This window comes from Mycobacterium sp. 3-98 (assembly GCF_035918355.1).
Classification (GTDB): Bacteria; Actinomycetota; Actinomycetes; order Mycobacteriales; family Mycobacteriaceae; genus Mycobacterium; species Mycobacterium intracellulare.
Genome location: NZ_CP142360.1, coordinates 4,637,823 through 4,655,960 on the forward strand (window position 1 = coordinate 4,637,823; position 18,138 = coordinate 4,655,960).

Consider the following 18,138-nt stretch of genomic DNA (forward strand, 5'->3'; position numbering starts at 1 on the left):
GGCGCCAAAGGGCCAGGACGCCAGACGCGCAAGCCCGTCATAACCGCGCGTGAGCCTCGATCGTCGACAATCCGGCGAACATGCCGCAATGTCGCCGGCAAATTTGCAGCAGACGAGGCGACGCCGAGGCGGCCGTAAACACCAAGTAAATTTCATTTAACATTCCGATGATCAAGTCCCTTGACTCGCTTGCCATTGCCTGCTCGTCGACGCGCCTGGGCCGCAACGCACGAGGCCGTCGTCGCCCGCGAGAGCTAGCGACGGTCCCGGGTTCACCGCCAGTCGGCTCTGCCGCCTGGTGGCGGAATGCTCCCGGGGCCGACCGACGAAGAGGAAGTACCAATGCTCGATTTCGGGGCCCTGCCACCAGAAATCAACTCGACCAGAATGTATGCCGGCCCCGGCTCGGCGCCGATGGTCGCCGCGGCGGCCGCCTGGGACGTGCTGGCCAACGGGCTGGAGACCGCGTCGCGCGGGTACTCCGCGGTGATCGCCCAGCTGGAAGGTGAGAGCTGGACCGGCAGCGCCGCGGCCGCGATGGCCACCGCGGCGGCCCCGTACGTGGCATGGCTGGCGGCCGCGGGGGCCCAGGCCGAACAGGCGGCCAGCCAGGCGCGGGCCGCGGCGGCCGCCTACGAGGCGGCCTTCGGCGCGACGGTGCCGCCCGCGCTGGTCACGGCCAACCGCACCCTCCTGGCGCAACTGGTCGCGAGCAACCTCCTGGGACAGAACACCGCGATGATCGGGGCGACCGAGGGCGCCTACGAACAGATGTGGGCCCAGGATGCCGCCGCCATGTACGGCTACGCCGCCTCGTCGTCGGGCGCGACGACGCTGACGCAGTTCCACGAGCCTCCGCGGACCACCAACGCCGACGGCCAGCCCGGGCAAGCCGCCGCGGTCGCCCAGGCCACGAACGGCTCGGCCGCGTCGCAATCTCATGCCGCGTTGTCCCGGACGATGTCGACCGTGCCGCAGAAGTTGCAAAACCTCTCCGAAACGCCACCTTCTGGCGGCACTTCGACAGGCTCCGCCCTCGACGCCGTCGACGATTTCAACACGCTGACGGCGCCGGTGAATCTCGGCGACGCCATGAGCCGCACCGTCACGTCGGCGGGCACCTTCGGCACCGGGGCCTTCCGCGCCAACCTGCAGGCGGCGAGCGAAGCCGCCAAAGCCGCCGCCCCCGCCGCGGCGGCGAGTGTCTCGACCGGCACGGCGGGCGTCGCCGGGCCGACCCTCGCGAGCACGGGCAGCGCGAGCGCGGTGGGGCGGCTGTCGGTCCCGCAGAGCTGGGCGGCGACGAACCCGACGATCGCCACCGTCGCCGAGTCGCATTGGCTGTCGGATGCCGAGCTCGACGGTGGGCCGTCATGGCACGAAGGGCCGGCGACCAATATGTGGGGCGGGGCTCCGGCGGCGGGTGCGGGGGCATCCTCGGCGCTGCTGTCGCGGCCCTCGGTCAACAACGTCTTGCGGGTGGCCCCACGCCAATTCAAGATGCCGCGTCCTTCCGCGGGCGGATAGCCGCCACTTCCACTCTTCAGTGCAGGCATGGACCTGCAGCGACCGCGTGTGCGCTTGTTCAGAAAGGATCGCCGATGCTTGATTTCGGGGCGCTGCCGCCCGAGATCAACTCGGCCAGAATGTATGCCGGCCCGGGCTCGGCCCCGATGTCGGCCGCCGCCTCGGCGTGGGACGCGCTGGCGGCGCAACTGGAGTCCCACGCCGCCGGCTACTCCGCCACGCTTTCGGAACTGCGTGGACGCGCGTGGTCCGGCGATGCTGCCACGGCAATGGCCGCCGCGGTCGAACCGTATGTGGCGTGGGCGTCCACCACGGCGGCCCAGGCCGGCCAGACCGCCGCGCAGGCACGCGCAGCCGCCGCCGCCTATGAGGCGGCCTTCGCCGCAACGGTGCCGCCACATGTGGTGGCCGCCAACCGATTTGCGCTCCTCACCCTGATCGCGACCAACTTCTTCGGACAGAACGCCGCGGCGATCGCGGCCACCGAGACCGCCTACGCCGAGATGTGGGCGCAGGATGCCACCGCCATGTACGGCTACGCCGCAACGTCGTCGGCAGCCACCGTTTTCACGCCGTTCACCGAGCCGCCCCGCACCACGAATGCGCACGGCCAATCGGCCCAGGCCGCCGCGGTCAACGAAGCCGTGGGCACGGCCGCGGGTCAGGCCCGCGCGGCGCTGGCGTCGGGCGTGGTCACGAACGCTTCCTCGGCCGGCCTTGGCGAGGCGCCGGCGGCCGGATCCGGTCTGTCCCTTATCGGTTCGGTCGACGACTTCAACACACTCATCACCACACCGGGACAGACGTTTCTGGCCGGGGCCCGCACACTGCTGGGATGGGGGCAATTGGGTTACGGGCTAGACCTTTCCGATATCCAGGCCGCCAAGGCCGCCGAGGGCGGGGTGCCCATCGTGCCGGACATCCCCGCGCCCGCGGTGCCGCAAGTCGCGGGCGTCCGCGGTCCCGTGCTGGGTGGCCTGGGCCGGGCGGCACTGGTGGGCAAGCTGTCCGTCCCGCAGACCTGGACGGTTGCGAATCCCGCGCCCACCGCCGGTATCGCACTCAAACCGTTGCCGGACACCATGTTTCGAGCAGCGTCGGCGTCCGCGGCGGACCCTTCCAACGTCCCGGGACCCCTGCCCGCGACGCGCACCGCGGGGCAGGCCGGTGTCCCGGTGTTACGCAACGGACGTCGCATCTTCAAGATGCCGCGCCCGGCGTACGGCGGGTAGCGACACCGCGAGTCAAGACGCCGACGGCGCCGCTTCCAAACCCGCCAGCTCGTCGCACAGGTGGTCCGCCAAACCGCGGACGGTGGTGATCTTGGTGGGGCTGATGCGCACGCCCGTCTCGGTTTCGATGCGGGTCCGCAGCTCCAGATTTCCCAGCGAATCCAGGCCGTAGTCGGATAGCGGGCGATCCGGATCGATTGTGCGCCGCAGCAAGAGGCTGATTTGGCCGGATACCAGCCGTCGGATTGCCGACGGCCATTCCTCGCGCGGCAACGCCTGCAGCTCGGCGAGGAACTTGCCCGTGTCCGGATTGCCCTGCCCCACCGACCCGAACGCCTCGGCGAAGCGGCTGCGTTGCGCGAAAGAGGTCAGCCACGGCGTGCCCATGATCGGCGCGTAGCCCGAGTAGGGGCGGTCGTAGCGCAGCAGCGTCTCGAATGCGCGAAAACCCTCGGCCGGCTTGACCGCCATCCCGGCGCCGTCGGCGAGGGACGTCGCGCGGCCGACCTCTGACCATGCCCCCCACGCGATCGCGGTGGTCGGCAGGCCCTGAGCGCGGCGCCAATAGGCGAACGCGTCCAGCCAGCTGTTGGCCGCGGCGTAGGCGCCCTGCCCCGGCGAACCCACCAGCGCGGCGGCCGACGAGAAGGAACAGAACCAATCCAGCGGTTCGCCCGCGGTCGCTTGATGAAGGTTCCACGCGCCGTGCACCTTTGGCGCCCAGCACCGGTCGATGAGTTCATCGGTGACGTTCGCCAGCGTGGCGTCCTCGACGACGGCCGCCGCATGCAGCACCCCCCGCACCGGTAGCCCGGTGGCCGTCGCGCACGCCACCAGCCGTTCGGCGGTCCGCGGCTCGGCGATGTCACCGCACTCCACCACGACATCGGCCCCGGCGGCGCGGAGGCGCTCGATGGCTTGGCGCGCTTGCTCGTTGGGTTGCGAGCGGGAGTTGAGCACGATCCGGCCGCAGCCCGCCGCGCCGCCACGCGAAGCCATCTTCCCGGCCAGGAACAGGCCCAGGCCACCGATCCCGCCCGTGATGATGTAGGCGCCGTCGGCGCGGAACGGCCGGACCTTTTCCGGGGGCACCGTCGCCACGCTGGTGCCCGCGCGCGGCACGTCGAGCACCACCTTGCCGGTGTGCCCGGCGGAGGCGACCAGGCGCACCGCGGCGGCGGCGTCGTGGATCGGATAGCGGGTGCAGCGCGGCAACGGCAACTTGCCCGCCGCGGTGCGCTGGTACACCGTGGTCAGCAGGCGCCGAACGGTGTGCGGGTGGCTGACGGTCAGCAGCGCCAGGTCGACGGCGAACAGCGAGAGGTTGCGGCGGAACGGGAACAGCCCCAGACGGCTGTCGCCGTAGATGTCGCGCTTGCCCAGTTCGATGAAGCGGCCACCCAAGGCCAGCAGTTCGATGCCCGCCCGCTGCGCGGCGCCGGGCAGCGAATTGAGCACCACGTCGACCCCGTATCCGTCGGTGTCGCGGCGAATCTGGTCGGCGAATTCCGTGCTGCGCGAGTCGTAGACGTGTTCGATGCCCATGGTGCGCAACAGTTCCCGCCGCTGCGGGCTGCCCGCGGTCGCGAAGATCTCACAACCGACGGCCCGGGCGATCGCGATGGCCGCCTGCCCGACGCCGCCGGTGCCGGAGTGGATCAGCACCTTGTCCGTCGGGGCGATCCGGGCCAGGTCGTGCAGGCCGTACCACGCGGTCGCCGACGCGGTCGCCACCGCGGCGGCGTCTTCCAGCGGCACCCCGGCGGGCAGTGTCACCGCGTGCCGCGCGTCGGCGATGACGAAGGTGCCCCAGCAGCCGTGCCGGGACACCCCGCCGACGCGGTCGCCGACCTCGTGCTCGGTGACGCCCGGCCCGACGGCGGTGACCACGCCGGCGAAGTCGCCGCCCAATTGCTGCCGGTAGCCCTCGAACGTCGGATAGCGCCCGAACGCCACGAGCACGTCGGCGAAGTTGATGGTCGACGAGGTGACCGCCACCTCGATCTCGCCGGGTCCGGGCGGAACCCGGTCGAACGCGGTGAATTCCAGCGATTCCAGGTCGCCGGGGGTGCGGATCTCTAGCCGCATGCCGTCACGCTCGTGGTCGACGACGGTGGTGCGCCGTTCGGCCGCACGCAGCGGACCGGGCCGCAGCCGGGCGGTGTACCAGTGGCCGTCGCGCCAGGCGGTCTCGTCCTCTTCGGAGCCGCTCTTCAGTTGCAGCACAAGCTTTTCCGGGCCGGTGGCGTCGTCGACGTCGATCTGGGTGGCGCTCAGATGCGGGTGCTCCGAATCGATCACCCGCATCAGTCCGCGCAGGCCGCCCTGCGCCAGGTTCGGCGCGTCGCCGGCTGTGACGCTCGCCGCGTTACGGGTCACCACGAACAACCGCGGCGATTCTCCGGGAAGATCCGAGAGTTCGCGGGCGATGGTCACCAGGTGCGACACGTAGTCGCGGCCGCGCCGGCGGCCCTGGGGGTCGTCCGGGTGGTCGTCGGGGGCCGCGGTCACCACGACGACGCCGGCCAGCCCCTTGAGGGGCCCGTGGCCGTCGGGGGCGGTCCGGCCGCCACCGGTCAGCAGCGAACGCAACTGTGCGGTGTCCACCGATCCGACGGATGCCGTCGCGCATTGCGCCCCATCGGTATTCAGGGCTTCGGCGAGTTGTGCGGCCAGGCGGTCGTGGCCGTCGGCGGCGTCGGACGCGCTGAGCAGCAGCCAGGATCCGTGCTCGCTGTGCGCCGGCTCGGGCAGTTCGCGGGGCTCCCATTCGATGGTCAACAAACGCTCGTTGAGCAGCCGGTGGGCGTGTTCGCGTTCCGACGTGCCGCCGGCCAGCCGTAGCCCCTCGACGGTCAGCAGCACCGTCCCGGATTGGTCCAGCACGTCGATGTCGGCCTCGCACTCGCCGGGGCGCGAGGAGGTGACCCGGGTGAGGCAGTATTGCGCGTTGCGCGTCGAGTGGTGGTTGCGCAGCCGGCGCACCCCCACCGGCAACAGCAGAGCGCCGTCGCCGGCCTGCTGCACCTCCGGTGCGACGACCACGGACTGGAAGCAGGCGTCGAGCAGCGCCGGGTGCGAGCAGTAGGCCGACTGCTGCGAGCGGATCGCCCCCGGCAGCGCGACTTCCGCGAGCACCGTCGTGGTGTCCGCGTCGCCGACCAGCACCGCGGACAGACCCGAGAACGCAGGCCCGTACTGAATGCCGATGGCGTCGAAGGCCTTCCGCAACTCGGCGCCCTCCATGCGGGTCGGGTGGTTGGCGATCAGCGTGTCCAGGTCGTGTGGGGGCGGCTCGGGTCCCGCATCGTCGGCGGCGACGCGCAGGACGGCGGTGGCCCGGCGGAGGCGTTCGCCTTCCTCGTGCGTGTCCACCGTGAAGTCGAGGGCCCCGGGCGCGGAGATCGTGGCGGTTGAAGAAGCCCACGTGTGGTCGGCCAGCAACAACGTTCGCTCGAACGTGACGTCGCGCACCTCGGCGCGTTCGCCGAGCGCCGCGGCGGCGGCCGCGAGCGCCATTTCGCAGTAGGCGGCGCCGGGAAACGCTGCCACTCCGTGGATTTGGTGGTCGGCGAGCCACGGGTGGGCGTCGGTGCCGACCTCCCCTTGCCACACGTGGCGCTCGGGCTCCTCGCGCAGATGCACGTGCGCACCGAGCAGCGGGTGGACGGCCCGCAGCGAGGCTCCGTGCGCCCGCTTTACCGACTCGCGGCTCAGCAACAGCCGGCGATGCGTCCACGTCGGCAGCGGTGCGTCCACCAAACGCCCACTGGGGTATTGGACGGAGAAGTCCACCAGCGCGCCGGCGCTGTGCACGTCGGCGACCAAGCCGCGCAAGCCAACTGGGAGCTGTCCCCCGCAAGCGGGTGGTGCCTCCGGCTCGCTTCTGCGCATGGCCGCGAGCGCGGCGATGGGCATGTCCAGGCTGGCGGCGTTCTGCTCGACAGCGTGGGTGAGCAGCGGATGCGGCGACAGCTCACCAAAGACGCGGAAGCCGTCTTTGAGGGCGGCTTGCACGGCGGCCGCGAATCGCACGGTGTGCCTCACGTTTTCGGCCCAGTAGCCGGCGCTGAAGGACGGCCGTTCGCGTGGGTCCCACAGGGTGGCGGAGTAGTACGCGACCTCGGGGGCCGCCGGCCGCAGGTCCGCGAGCGCCTCGACCAGCTCGTCGAGGATCGGCTCCACCTGCGGTGAATGCGAGGCGACGTCCACCGCCACCTCGCGTGCCAGCACATCCTGCTCCTGCCATGCCGCGACCAGGTCGCGGATGGCCTGGGCATCGCCGCCGACGACGGTCGACGTCGGCGAGGCGACCACCGAGAGCACGACGTCGGAGATTCCGCGGATGGACAGTTCCGAAAGGACTTGCTGGCCCGGCAGTTCCACCGACGCCATGGCGCCGCTGCCGGCGACCCGCCCCATCAGCCGCGAGCGGCGGCAGATCACCTTGACGCCGTCGTCGAGCGATAACCCGCCGGCGACCACCGCCGCCGCGGCTTCGCCGAGCGAATGGCCGATGACGGCACCGGGGAGCACCCCGTAGGACTTCATCGTCTCGGCGAGCGCGACCTGCATGGCGAAGATCGTCGGCTGGACCCTGTCGATGCCGGTCACCGTCTGCGGCGCCGTCATGGCCTGGGTGACCGAAAACCCCGATTCGCCGGCGATCAACGGCTCGATGGCGGCGATCGTGGCGGCGAACACCGGTTCGGTGGCCAGCAGTTCGACGCCCATCCGCGGCCATTGCGAACCCTGCCCGGAGAACACCCACACCGGTCCGCGGTCGTCGTGGCCCACGGACGGCTCGTACGGAAAAACGTTGTCGGCGACCGCGCGTAGCCTCGCGCTCAACTCGTCAAAGGTATTCGCGCACACCACCGTCCGTACCGGTCGGTGCGCGCGGCGGCGCGATAGCGTGTAGCCCAGATCCCGCAGGGCGGCGCCGGTGTCGCGGTCGGGACCGGCGCTGCGCTGCGCGTCGACCCAACTCGCGAGCCGGGCGGCCGTGACGCGTAACTGCTCGGCCGAGGTGGACGACAACGGAAATAGTTGTGGCCCAACGGGTCCGGGAGTGTCCGGACCATCGGGTGCCCACGCGGGGGCGTCTGCCGGCGCCTGCTCCACGATGGCGTGCACGTTGGTGCCGGACATTCCATAGGACGACACCGCGGCGCGGCGCGGGTGAGCGGAGCCGGTGGGCCACGGCGTATTCGACTGCGGCACAAACAGGTCCGTCTCGATCCGGGCCATCTCATCGGGAAGCCGGGTGAAGTGCAGATTCCGCGGCACCACGCCGTGCTGCAGCGCGAGAATCGCCTTCATCAACCCCAGTGGCCCGGACGTCGACTGCATGTGGCCGAAGTTGGTCTTCACCGACCCCAGCACACAGGGCCCGTCGGTTCCGTACACGGCTGCCAGGCTGGAGAACTCGATCGGGTCGCCGACCGGGGTGCCGGTGCCGTGCGCCTCGACGTAGCCGATTGTCCTCGGGTCGATGTCCGCCACGCCCAACGCCTTTCGGTAAACGGAGACCTGGGCCGTTTCCGAGGGCGCCGCGATGTTCACGGTGCGGCCGTCCTGGTTGGCGGCCGTGCCGCGCAGCACCGCCAGGATGCGGTCGCCGTCGCGTTGCGCATCGTCGAGCGGCTTGAGTAGCAGCATGACGCAGCCCTCGCCGGAGACGAAGCCGTCTGCCCGCACGTCGAAGGCGTGGCAACGGCCGGTCGGGGAGAGCATGCCTTGCAGCGAACCCGAAACGGACTTGCGTGGTTCCAGGGTCACCACCACGCCACCGGCCAGGGCGAGGTCACTTTCGCCGGCGGCCAGGCTGCCGCACGCCTGGTGGACGGCCATCAACCCCGACGAGCACGCCGTGTCCACCGTGACCGCCGGACCGTGCAACCCCAGCGCGTAGGCGACCCGTCCGGACGCGAAGCTGTTGCTGGTGCCGGTGAACCCGTATGGTCCTTCGGCGGCGCCGCAATCGGCGGACAGGAGTTCGTAGTCGCCGTGTGTCAGGCCGACGAACACGCCGGTCTGCGTCTGGGCCAGGGACCCGGGGGCGAGGCCGGCGTGCTCGACGGCATCCCACGACGTTTCCAGCAGCAGGCGGTGTTGCGGGTCGACCGCGATGGCCTCACGCTCGGTCATCCCGAAGAAGTCGCAGTCGAAGCCCCCGACGTCGTCGAGGAACGCCCCCCACCGGGTCACCGAGCGGCCGGGCACACCGGGCTCGGGGTCGTAGTACAGGTCCGCGTCCCACCGGTCGGCGGGGATCTCGCCGACGAAATCGTCACCGCGCAGCAACGCTTCCCAAAGGCCCTGCGGGGAATCGATCCCCCCGGGAAGTCGGCAGGCCATCCCGATGACGGCCACCGGTGTGGCGTTCGCGGCACGCAAAGCGCAGTCCCCTCTTCTCGCCCGACCACCCGTGAGTATCGGGCGCACCATCGCTTCTCACGTGGTCGGGCGTAATTGTGCAGGCGTCAGTTTACCCACCGGAGCCACGTCAGTTAGCGGGATTAAACAATTTCGTCCGCGGCACCAGGGGGCCGCCGCGGCGGGCGGGAGCGTCGGGACAGAAAGTTCGAAATACCTTGCTGCGCAGTGCGTTTCACACCGACGCTAAGACTGGTCGGCTTGTTCGGGGGCCCCGGACTCGGCCTCCTTCGCCGGATCCTCGATGATCTGATAGGTCGGATCGACCATCGACAGGGAACGCTGGCCGGCCTGCCGGGCCTTGCCGCTGATCCGCAACAGTTGACCGGGCTGGATGTCGGCGCCCCCGCGCCCGGGGCGGAACGTCACGGTGATCTCCCCGCTGCTGTCCCCGACGACGATCTCTCGCCGGGTTCGCCCGCGTTCGGCGACGTCTTCGACCTCGCTGACGCGTCCTTCGATGGTGGCGCGCTGCCCGGAGATCAGGCCGGCCACCATGATCACCGACGACGGCCGTTCGGGGTGTTCGTAGGCCTCGACCTTCTCGTCCTCGTCCTGGGAGACCCAGGCCTGGATCTTGTCGATCTGCTGCGCGATGCGCTGTTCGAACGAGTCCGGGTAGGCCTCCCTGATCCGCGATTCCACGTCATAGGGCACGATCGTCGCCGCGGCGTCGGGGATGAGGCTGACGGCCTGGGCGACCTTGTCCGCGGTCCGGTCGTGCAACAGCCGCCCCAGCAGCGGCGCGAATGTCCGGCGCGGCAGGAGGACCGTCACGTTGGTGTCCGGATGCTCGTCGCGCGCCTTGGCGACCAGCAGCTGCGCCGACCTGCTGATCCGCCGGTCGGGGCAGTCCACGATCCGCAGCGGAGTGTCGAGACCGAAGTGGTCCCAACGGTTTCGCAGTTGCGTGGCGTGGGCGGGGTCGACCATGAAGTGCACGGCAACCAGTTCGTCGGCCCGCAGTCCGCGGCCGTAGCGCAACGCTTCGATCACCGCGAGGTCGACCGAGTCGACGAACACCAGCACCTTGTGCCGCGCGTACTTCACCAGTTCCGGGCGATCGGTGCGGAACATCTCGAGAATGGCGGCCTCGGCGCGGTATTCGCGGTTCAGCCGCGTCAGGACGAACACCAGCAGCGGGAACACGACGACCACCAGCCAGGCGCCCTCGGTGAACTTCGCCACCGCGAAGATGCCCACCACGATCGTCGACAGGATCGCGGCGGACAGGTTGATCGCCAGCCGGTGCCGCCATCCCGGCTCGCGATGCGTCAAGTGGTGTTTGGTCATGCCGTAGCCGGCCATCGAGAATCCGGTGAACACGCCGATCGCGTAGAAGGGAACCAGCGCGTTGACCGAGCCGCCGGTCACCACCAGCAGCGCCACCGACAGCGTCGTAAGCGTGATGATCCCGTTCGAAAACACCAGGCGGTGACCGCGTTTCGTCAGCTGCCGTGGCAGGAAACGGTCTTCGGCGACGAAGCTGGCCAGGGCCGGGAAGCCGTTGAAGCTGGTGTTCGCGCCGGTGAACAAGATGGCCGCCGTCGAGGCCTGGACCAGGACGTAGAACACGTCACCGACCACGCCGTTGCCGTAGACGGCACGACCGATCTGCGACAAGACCGATGGATATTCGGTCAAATACGGGGTGGCGTGGGTGACGTGGGCCAGGTAGGCGACCCCGGCGAGCAGGAAGCCCAGTATGCAGGCCATCGCCGTGAGCACCCGACGGGCGTTGCGGCCCTGGGGCTTTCGGAAGTAGTCGACCGTGTTGGAGATGGCCTCGACGCCGGTCAGCGACGAACCCCCGTTGGCGAATGCGCGCAACAACACCAGAATCGTTGCGCCCAGCACCAACCCGTTGCCCTGATGAACCGGCACGGCCCCTGCCGTGTGCGCCGGGTCGTAGAGCGGTAAACCCCCGCCGATTACGCGGACGACTCCGACCAGGATGGTCAGCGCGACCATGGCGATGAACGAGTAGGTCGCCACCGCGAACGGCATTCCCGCTTCCCGCAATCCACGCAGGTTCGCGTAGCAGATGATGAGCACCACGCCGACCGTGATCGCCAGGCTGTAGGGACCCAACGCGGGGATCGCCGAGACCACCGCGACCGTCCCCGCCGCCGATTGCACCGCGACGGTCACCACGTAGTCGATCAGCAGGGCCGCCGCGGCGATCTGAGCGACGCGGGGCCCGAAGTTGTCGCGCGCCACGATGTAGGAGCCGCCGGCCCGGGTGTAGGCCATGACCACCTGCCGGTACGAGGCGGCCACCAGCACGAGGATGAGCAGGATGACGCCGGTGATTGGAAGCAACAGGAGGAACGCCGCCAACCCGGCGTGCGGCAACAGTTCGATCAGGATCTGCTCGGGACCGTAGGCGACCGATGACACCGCGTCCGGCGAAAGCGCCCCCAGCGCAACGCCATTGGACAACTTCTCCGACGCGATGTCCTCGGTGATCAGTGGCTTTCCCAAAAACACACGCCTGGCGACGTCCCCGACCGAGAGCGGGATGCGCAGCTTGCCGGTCGAACTGGTCACAAGCACCGTCCTTACCCGAGGTTCAAGAACGTGAAACGCCTCCGAAGCATTGTGCACGTTCGGACCGCCCGCGGCGGCGCGCGCACTGCGGACGGTCAGGCGAGCCGGCGCACCGCGGCAGCGATCCGCTCGTCGCTGGCCGTCAGGGCAACGCGCACATGCTGTGCGCCGCGCGGGCCGTAGAACTCCCCGGGGGCCACCAGGATGCCGCGCTGCGCCAGCCAGGCGACGCTGTCGTGACAGGACTCGCCGCGGGTGACCCAGAGATAGAGGCCGGCTTCGGAATAGTCGACCGCGAAGCCGGCCGCGCGCAGGGCCGGCAACAGGGCGGCCCGGCGCCGCTCGTAGCGCTGCCGCTGTTGCAGCTCGTGCGCGTCGTCCTGCAGGGCGGCCACCATGGCGGCCTGCACCGGCCTCGGCACCATCATCCCGGCGTGCTTGCGCACGGCGAGCAGCTCGGCGACGAGGTCGGAATCACCGGCGACGAAGCCGGCGCGGTACCCGGCCAGCGACGAGCTCTTCGACAGGGAATGGATCGCCAGCAGCCCGGTGTGGTCGCCGTCGCAGACCGACGGATGCAGGATCGACAGCGGTTGGGCGTCCCAGCCCAAGCCGAGGTAGCACTCGTCGGAGGCCACCAGGCAACCCCGGTCGCGGGCCCATCCGACGACTTTGCGCAGGTGGTCGACGCCCAGGACCCGCCCGGTCGGGTTGCTCGGCGAGTTCAGGTAGTACAGCGCCGGCGATTGCGGGCCCAGCTGGGTGAGCGAATCCGCGCGCAGCACCCGCGCCCCGGCCAGCCGCGCTCCGACGTCATAGGTCGGGTATGCCAGCTCGGGCACCACGATCATGTCCGCGGAGCCCAGGCCCAACAAGGTCGGCAGCCAGGCGATGAGCTCCTTGCTGCCGATCACCGGCAGCACGTCGGCCTCGGCCAGCCCGGTCACACCGAACCGCCGGGCCAGGGCTGCGACCGCCGCTTCGCGCAGCCGGGCGGTGCCCGCGGTGGCCGGATACCCCGACGCCGCGCCGGCCCCGGCCAGCGCGTCGGAGATCACCGGGGCGACCGGGTCGACCGGGGTGCCGACGGAGAGGTCGACGATCCCGTCGGGGTGGGCGCTGGCCTGCGCTTTCGCGTCGGCCAGCGTGTCCCAGGGGAATTCCGGCAGGGACGCCGAAACGGCGGGCCGCCGCTTTTTGAGCTGGTGTGGCACCGGGTCGCTCAGTCGCCTTCGCCCTGCGGTGGCAGGTCCTTGACCACCTGCGGGTCGTTCTCGGTCATGCCGACCTTGGCGGCGCCGCCGGGCGATCCCAGCTCGGCGAAGAAGTCGGCGTTGATCTGCGTGTACTGGCTCCACTGGTCCGGCACGTCGTCTTCGTAGTAGATCGCTTCGACGGGGCAGACCGGCTCGCACGCGCCGCAGTCGACGCATTCGTCGGGGTGGATGTAGAGCATCCGGGCGCCTTCGTAGATGCAGTCGACCGGGCACTCCTCGATACAGGCCTTGTCCTTGATGTCGACACAGGGTTCGGCGATCGTGTACGTCACAGACGTCTCCTCCATGTACTACTCAATGTGGGCTGCTGTTCAGCTCGCACCGGCGCGTCCGTCCTCTTCCGGTGAAGCTTTCGGTTACTGATACTAGACGTTGCAGATACAGGTCAACCATTTGGCGCGCCTGTCGAAATACCGATTTAAGACTGACAGTCTCGGGGCCCGCACGCGGCCCCCGTTTCGCCAAGGGCGAACACTACGACCAACGCGCTGACCTGCGCAGAGTCTCGGTCCCGGGGTACGCTTCGGTATCTGTTGCGTTGCAAGCACGCTCGCGGGGCCTGGTAATCTCATCGGAAGGACGGCAACCGCTGGGCAGATTTTCTCGCCGTAAGAGCGGTGCATTAACTGGGGAAGGTGTCCACACATGAGGGTGTCGTTGAGCAAATTGGGCGTTGCGGTTGGCAGCGCGGCAGTGGCGTTGACCGCCGCGGCCGGGATCGCTTCCGCCGACCCCACGGACGCGATCATCAACACCACCTGTAACTACGGACAGGTGATTGCGGCGCTCAACGCGACCGACCCGGCAGCTGCCCAGCAGTTGAACTCGTCGCCCGTGGCGCAGTCCTACATCCGCAACTTCCTGGCAGCGCCGCCGCCCAAGCGCGAGCAGATGGCCCAGCAGATCCAGGCCATGCCGGCGGCGCAGAAGTACTACAACACGATCAACCAGGTCGCGGTCACCTGTAACAACTACTGAGCCGATCGCTTCGCACGAAGCGGTTCAGTAGCCGCCGAGCAGGCGGCGCACGCGTCCCAATGTTTCCGGTCCGACGCGGCTGCGAATGCGTGACGGGTCGGCGGGCCTGCGCCCCCACAGCAGCAGCACCCGCGCGGCCGCATCGGTATCCAGGGTCGCCGGGCCGTCCGGCTCGGCGAACCCGATGGTGACCTGATCCGCGCCGGCCGTCAGAACGATGTCGTCGGTGCCCTCGGCCCGCAGCCGGGCGTCGATCCGCTCGCCGACCTCCAGCTGTCTGGCGCCTTTGGCCAGCAGCGGCTTGCCAACGGCGAGCACGCTGTGCGTCGACATCCACGGTTCGGCCAGCCTCGCCTGGGCCGCGGGCTCGTCGCCGGTGATGTCCCAGCTGTGCAGGACGAGCTCTTCGCGCATGTGCTCGGCGAACCACGGCACCTTCATGGTGCGGCCGGTCCAGGCGACGTCGGTGTCGGCGGGCACCCCTTCGGCCGCCTCCGCGACGTCACCGAGGGCGGCCATCCGGTCCAGCAGCGCGTCCCACAGGTCCGCGTCGTTCAAGGCGCGCAACGGGCCCTCGCGCTCCTCGAACCCGCGGGTGGCCACCGGCTGACCGGCGAGGTGGCCGCCGAGCACCCGGGCGAGTTCCTCGGCGTTTCCGGCCTGATGGACGACGATGTCGCGCACCGTCCAGGCCTCACACCAGGTTCCGGCGTCCGGGCCGTGCCGTTGCACGGCATCCGCGAATGGCCGCCACTCCGGGAACCGGTCGTCGTCAACTCGTCGCGTCACGGTGTCGGGTATACCCGTCGCGCCGGGCCGGCAAGCGGTCAGGCGGCCAACGGTGTGTAGTCGGTGGTGCGCTGGCGCGCGGGTCGCCCGATGCCCTCGGCGATCGCGGTCAGCTCGGCGACCGTCTTGGCCGACCCGTGTTCCGAACCGGCCATGCGCGAGATGGTTTCCTCCATCAGCGTGCCGCCCAGGTCGTTGGCGCCGCCGTTGAGCATCACCTGCGTGCGCTCGACACCGAGCTTGACCCAGCTGGTCTGGATCTGGGAGATGCGGCCGTGCAACATGATTCGCGCCAGCGCGTGTACGGCTCGGTTGTCGCGATGGGTGGGTCCGGGCCGGGCCGCGCCGGCCAGATACAGCGGCGAACTCTGGTGCACGAACGGTAGCGGCACGAACTCGGTGAAACCGCCGGTGCGGTCCTGGATGTCGCGCAGCACGTTGAGATGGCCCACCCAGTGGCGCGGGCTGTCGACGTGGCCGTACATCATCGTCGATGACGACCGCAGCCCGACCTCGTGCGCGGTGGTGACGATCTCGATCCACATCGACGTCGGCAACTTGCCCTTGGTCAGCACCCAGCGCACCTCGTCGTCCAGGATTTCGGCGGCGGTGCCCGGGATGGTGTCCAGGCCCGCCTCGCGCAGGCTGGTCAGCCAGTCGCGAACGCTCAACCCGCTCTTGGTCACACCGTTGGCGATCTCCATCGGAGAGAACGCGTGCACGTGCATCGACGGCACCCGCGCCTTGACGGCCCGGACCAGGTCGGCGTAGCCGGTGACCGGCAGCTCAGGGTCGATGCCGCCCTGCATGCACACCTCGGTGGCGCCCTCGACGTGCGCCTCCCAGGCGCGGTCGGCGACCTCGTCGGTGGACAGCGAATACGCGTCGGCGTCGCCCTTGCGCTGCGCGAACGCGCAGAACCGGCAGCCGGTGTAGCAGATGTTGGTGAAGTTGATGTTGCGGTTGACCACGAACGTCACGTCGTCACCGACGGTGTCGCGGCGTAACGAATCCGCCAGTGCGGCGACCGCTTCCAGCGCGGGACCGTCGGCGGTGGCCAGTGACAGGTATTCGTTGTCGCTGCACCCGGCGGGGTCGCGTTCCGCGGAGCGCAGCGCGGCAAGCACGTCGGTGTCCAGGCGTTCTGGCGCTGTGGCGCCCTGCGCGGCCAGCTCGTGGACGTGCGCCCGGATCGATTCCCAGTCGCCGAACGCGCTGTCGATATCGCTGCGGGTTTCGGTGTTGCGGCCCTCGCTGTCGATCGCCGCGTTGAGGTCGACCCGGCCCACCGAACCGACGTCGTCGGGCTCCTGCCACGGCAACCCGACCGGGTTGACGTCACGGGCCAGGCCGGTCGCCGGGTCGGCCAGCGCCGCCACGTGTCCGGACACCCGCGGGTCGATCCAGGCCGCGCCGCCCTGCACGTATTTGGGTTGCGCGGTCAGCCGCTGGACCAGCTCGTAACCGGCTTCGGCGGTGACGGCGGCCAATTCGTCCAGGGCCGGCCACGGCCGCTCCGGGTTGACGTGGTCGGGCGTCAGCGGCGAGACACCGCCCCAGTCGTCGACTCCGGCGCCGACCAGCGCCAGGCACTGCTCGCGCGAGACCAGGTTCGGCGGCGCCTGGATACGCATCCCCGGGCCGAGCACCAGCCGCGCCACCGCCACCGTCGCCAGGTAATCCTCGATGCCGGCGTCGGGGACCGCGGCCATGGCGGTGTGTTCCTTGGCCCGGAAGTTCTGCACGATCACCTCTTGCACATGGCCGAACTCCTTGTGCGACTTGCGGATCGCGTGCAAGGTGTCGGCGCGTTCGGCGAGTGTCTCGCCGATGCCGACCAGCAGGCCGGTGGTGAACGGAATCGACAGCCGGCCCGCATCGGTCAATGCGCGCAACCGGACCGCCGGATCTTTGTCCGGGCTGCCGTAGTGCGCAAGCCCTTTCGTCTCGAACAGCCGCCGCGAGGTCGTCTCGAGCATCATGCCCATCGACGGCGCCACCGGCTTGAGGCGCGCCATTTCCGACCAACTCATCACGCCGGGGTTCAAGTGTGGCAACAACCCGGTTTCCTCGAGCACCCGGATCGCCATCGCCCGCACGTAGGACAGCGTCGAATCGTAGCCCCGTTGACCGAGCCACTCACGCGCCTCCGGCCACCGATCCTCCGGCCGATCCCCCAGCGTGAATAGCGCTTCCTTGCAACCGAGTTCGCCGCCGCGGCGGGCGATGTCGAGGATCTCGTCGGGTTCGAGGTACATGCCGGCGCCCTGGGCGCGCAGCTTGCCGGGCACGGTGACGAAGGTGCAGTAATGACAGGTGTCGCGGCACAGATGGGTGACCGGGATAAAGACCTTGCGGGAGTACGTGATCGGCAGCCCGCCGCCGGGGCCGCGCCGTCCGGCCGACTCCAGGCCCGCGTCGCGCACCCGCGCCGCACTCGCGCACAGGTCGGCCAGATCCGCGCCGCGCGCGGTCATCGCGAGCGCCGCCTCGTCGACGTTGAGTGCAACGCCATCTCGGGCCCGCCGCAATACCCGTCGCAGCGCCGACGCGTCGGCCCTCGACGCACTGGCCTTCGCCGGAATCTGTGGATCAGGCAAAGCGGTAGGCTCCTCGCCCGGAGTCAACAGCACCTTGGTGTAACTTCCCCACGATCGAATTTCATCCGTGCGTCCCAACATGTGAATTCGTGACACCCATGGCGGGTCCCGTATGGGCAACAGTCAACAGTAGACCCACGCCCGTAGGCGCAAGCGGGCGACATCCCGGCCGAAATGTCCACTCGGTACAGGCCGAGATCAACCGCCGCGGCCGCGCCGCCACAGCACCCAGACCGGCGGCACGACGCCGAGCACCAACAGCAGCAGGGCCCCGTAGGCCATCAGGCCGCGACCACCCAGGATGACGTCGTCGGCCGGTCCGCCCATGCTGATCACCGCCACCGTCAGCAACCACGTCCACAGCGGCAGCGCCGCCAACCGGGGTGACCGGGTCCACCGCCCCGCGGCCCACACCAGGGCCGCGTTGACCAGCCCGGAAATCAATCCGCTGAGGGGAAACGGAACCGTCCCGATATAGAAAGGCAGCAGCAGGGCCCCGGCTAGTGCGGACAGAACCCCATCGACCGCCAGGAGGGACAGGACAACGAAACGGATCGCGGGGTCTGTGGCGCCGCCGTCCTCGACGGACGCGACGCGAGGCTGGGTGTCGGTCAGGTCGGAACGCTGTCGATGTTGGAGAGTATCGAGCCGATAACCCACTGCAGGCTGTCGAGCCGGTCCTGCCAGTGCTGCTGATTAGGGTCCAGGTCGGGGTCCATGCGAATTCCTTCCGTGGCTGCCTGTTTG

10 protein-coding genes are annotated in these 18,138 nt (G+C 69.7%); 3 read left to right on the forward strand and 7 right to left on the reverse strand.

Annotation, left to right across the window (positions count from 1 at the left end):
* Positions 1-342: 342 nt before the first annotated feature.
* Both QGN30_RS21680 and QGN30_RS21685 read left to right on the forward strand, forming a co-directional pair.
* Positions 343-1,527 carry a PPE family protein gene (locus QGN30_RS21680; protein ID WP_014384047.1) on the forward strand — a complete coding sequence of 395 codons (1,185 nt, stop codon included), beginning with the start codon at positions 343-345 and terminating at the stop codon, positions 1,525-1,527.
* A gap of 74 nt (positions 1,528-1,601) precedes the next feature.
* The gene (locus QGN30_RS21685; protein WP_009952339.1) at positions 1,602-2,759 is read left to right on the forward strand and encodes a PPE family protein; all 1,158 of its coding nucleotides are present in this window, start codon (positions 1,602-1,604) and stop codon (positions 2,757-2,759) included.
* 12 nt (positions 2,760-2,771) lie between these two features.
* On the opposite strand, the gene pks2 is transcribed toward QGN30_RS21685, so the two are convergent.
* The 4 genes from pks2 to fdxA form a co-directional block, all read right to left on the reverse strand.
* Positions 2,772-9,158, reverse strand: coding sequence for a sulfolipid-1 biosynthesis phthioceranic/hydroxyphthioceranic acid synthase (pks2, locus tag QGN30_RS21690; RefSeq protein WP_283106470.1), 6,387 nt, complete (start codon positions 9,156-9,158; stop codon positions 2,772-2,774).
* A gap of 225 nt (positions 9,159-9,383) precedes the next feature.
* Positions 9,384-11,747, reverse strand: coding sequence for an APC family permease (locus QGN30_RS21695; RefSeq protein ID WP_202288619.1), 2,364 nt, complete (start codon positions 11,745-11,747; stop codon positions 9,384-9,386).
* A gap of 95 nt (positions 11,748-11,842) precedes the next feature.
* Positions 11,843-12,961, reverse strand: a complete 1,119-nt coding sequence (dapC, locus tag QGN30_RS21700) for a succinyldiaminopimelate transaminase (RefSeq protein ID WP_014384043.1) — start codon at positions 12,959-12,961, stop codon at positions 11,843-11,845.
* Positions 12,962-12,969: 8 nt separating this feature from the next.
* Positions 12,970-13,296, reverse strand: coding sequence for a ferredoxin (fdxA, locus tag QGN30_RS21705; RefSeq protein ID WP_007773662.1), 327 nt, complete (start codon positions 13,294-13,296; stop codon positions 12,970-12,972).
* Positions 13,297-13,669: 373 nt separating this feature from the next.
* On the opposite strand from fdxA, the gene QGN30_RS21710 reads away from it, so the two are divergent.
* A complete protein-coding gene (locus QGN30_RS21710; protein ID WP_008254522.1) occupies positions 13,670-14,002 on the forward strand; it encodes a hemophore-related protein in 333 nt (110 codons plus the stop codon).
* A gap of 24 nt (positions 14,003-14,026) precedes the next feature.
* Here QGN30_RS21710 and QGN30_RS21715 read toward each other — a convergent pair whose 3' ends face one another.
* From QGN30_RS21715 to QGN30_RS21725, 3 genes are all read right to left on the reverse strand, one after another.
* Positions 14,027-14,791: a maleylpyruvate isomerase N-terminal domain-containing protein gene (locus QGN30_RS21715; RefSeq protein WP_248923548.1), complete on the reverse strand. Its 765-nt coding sequence runs from the start codon at positions 14,789-14,791 to the stop codon at positions 14,027-14,029.
* A 38-nt stretch (positions 14,792-14,829) separates the two neighbouring features.
* Positions 14,830-17,472, reverse strand: a complete 2,643-nt coding sequence (locus QGN30_RS21720) for a bifunctional FO biosynthesis protein CofGH (RefSeq protein WP_051473022.1) — start codon at positions 17,470-17,472, stop codon at positions 14,830-14,832.
* Between the two features lie 117 nt (positions 17,473-17,589).
* Complete coding sequence (locus QGN30_RS21725; protein ID WP_008254516.1) at positions 17,590-18,051, reverse strand: hypothetical protein; 462 nt, start codon at positions 18,049-18,051, stop codon at positions 17,590-17,592.
* Positions 18,052-18,138: the final 87 nt, after the last annotated feature.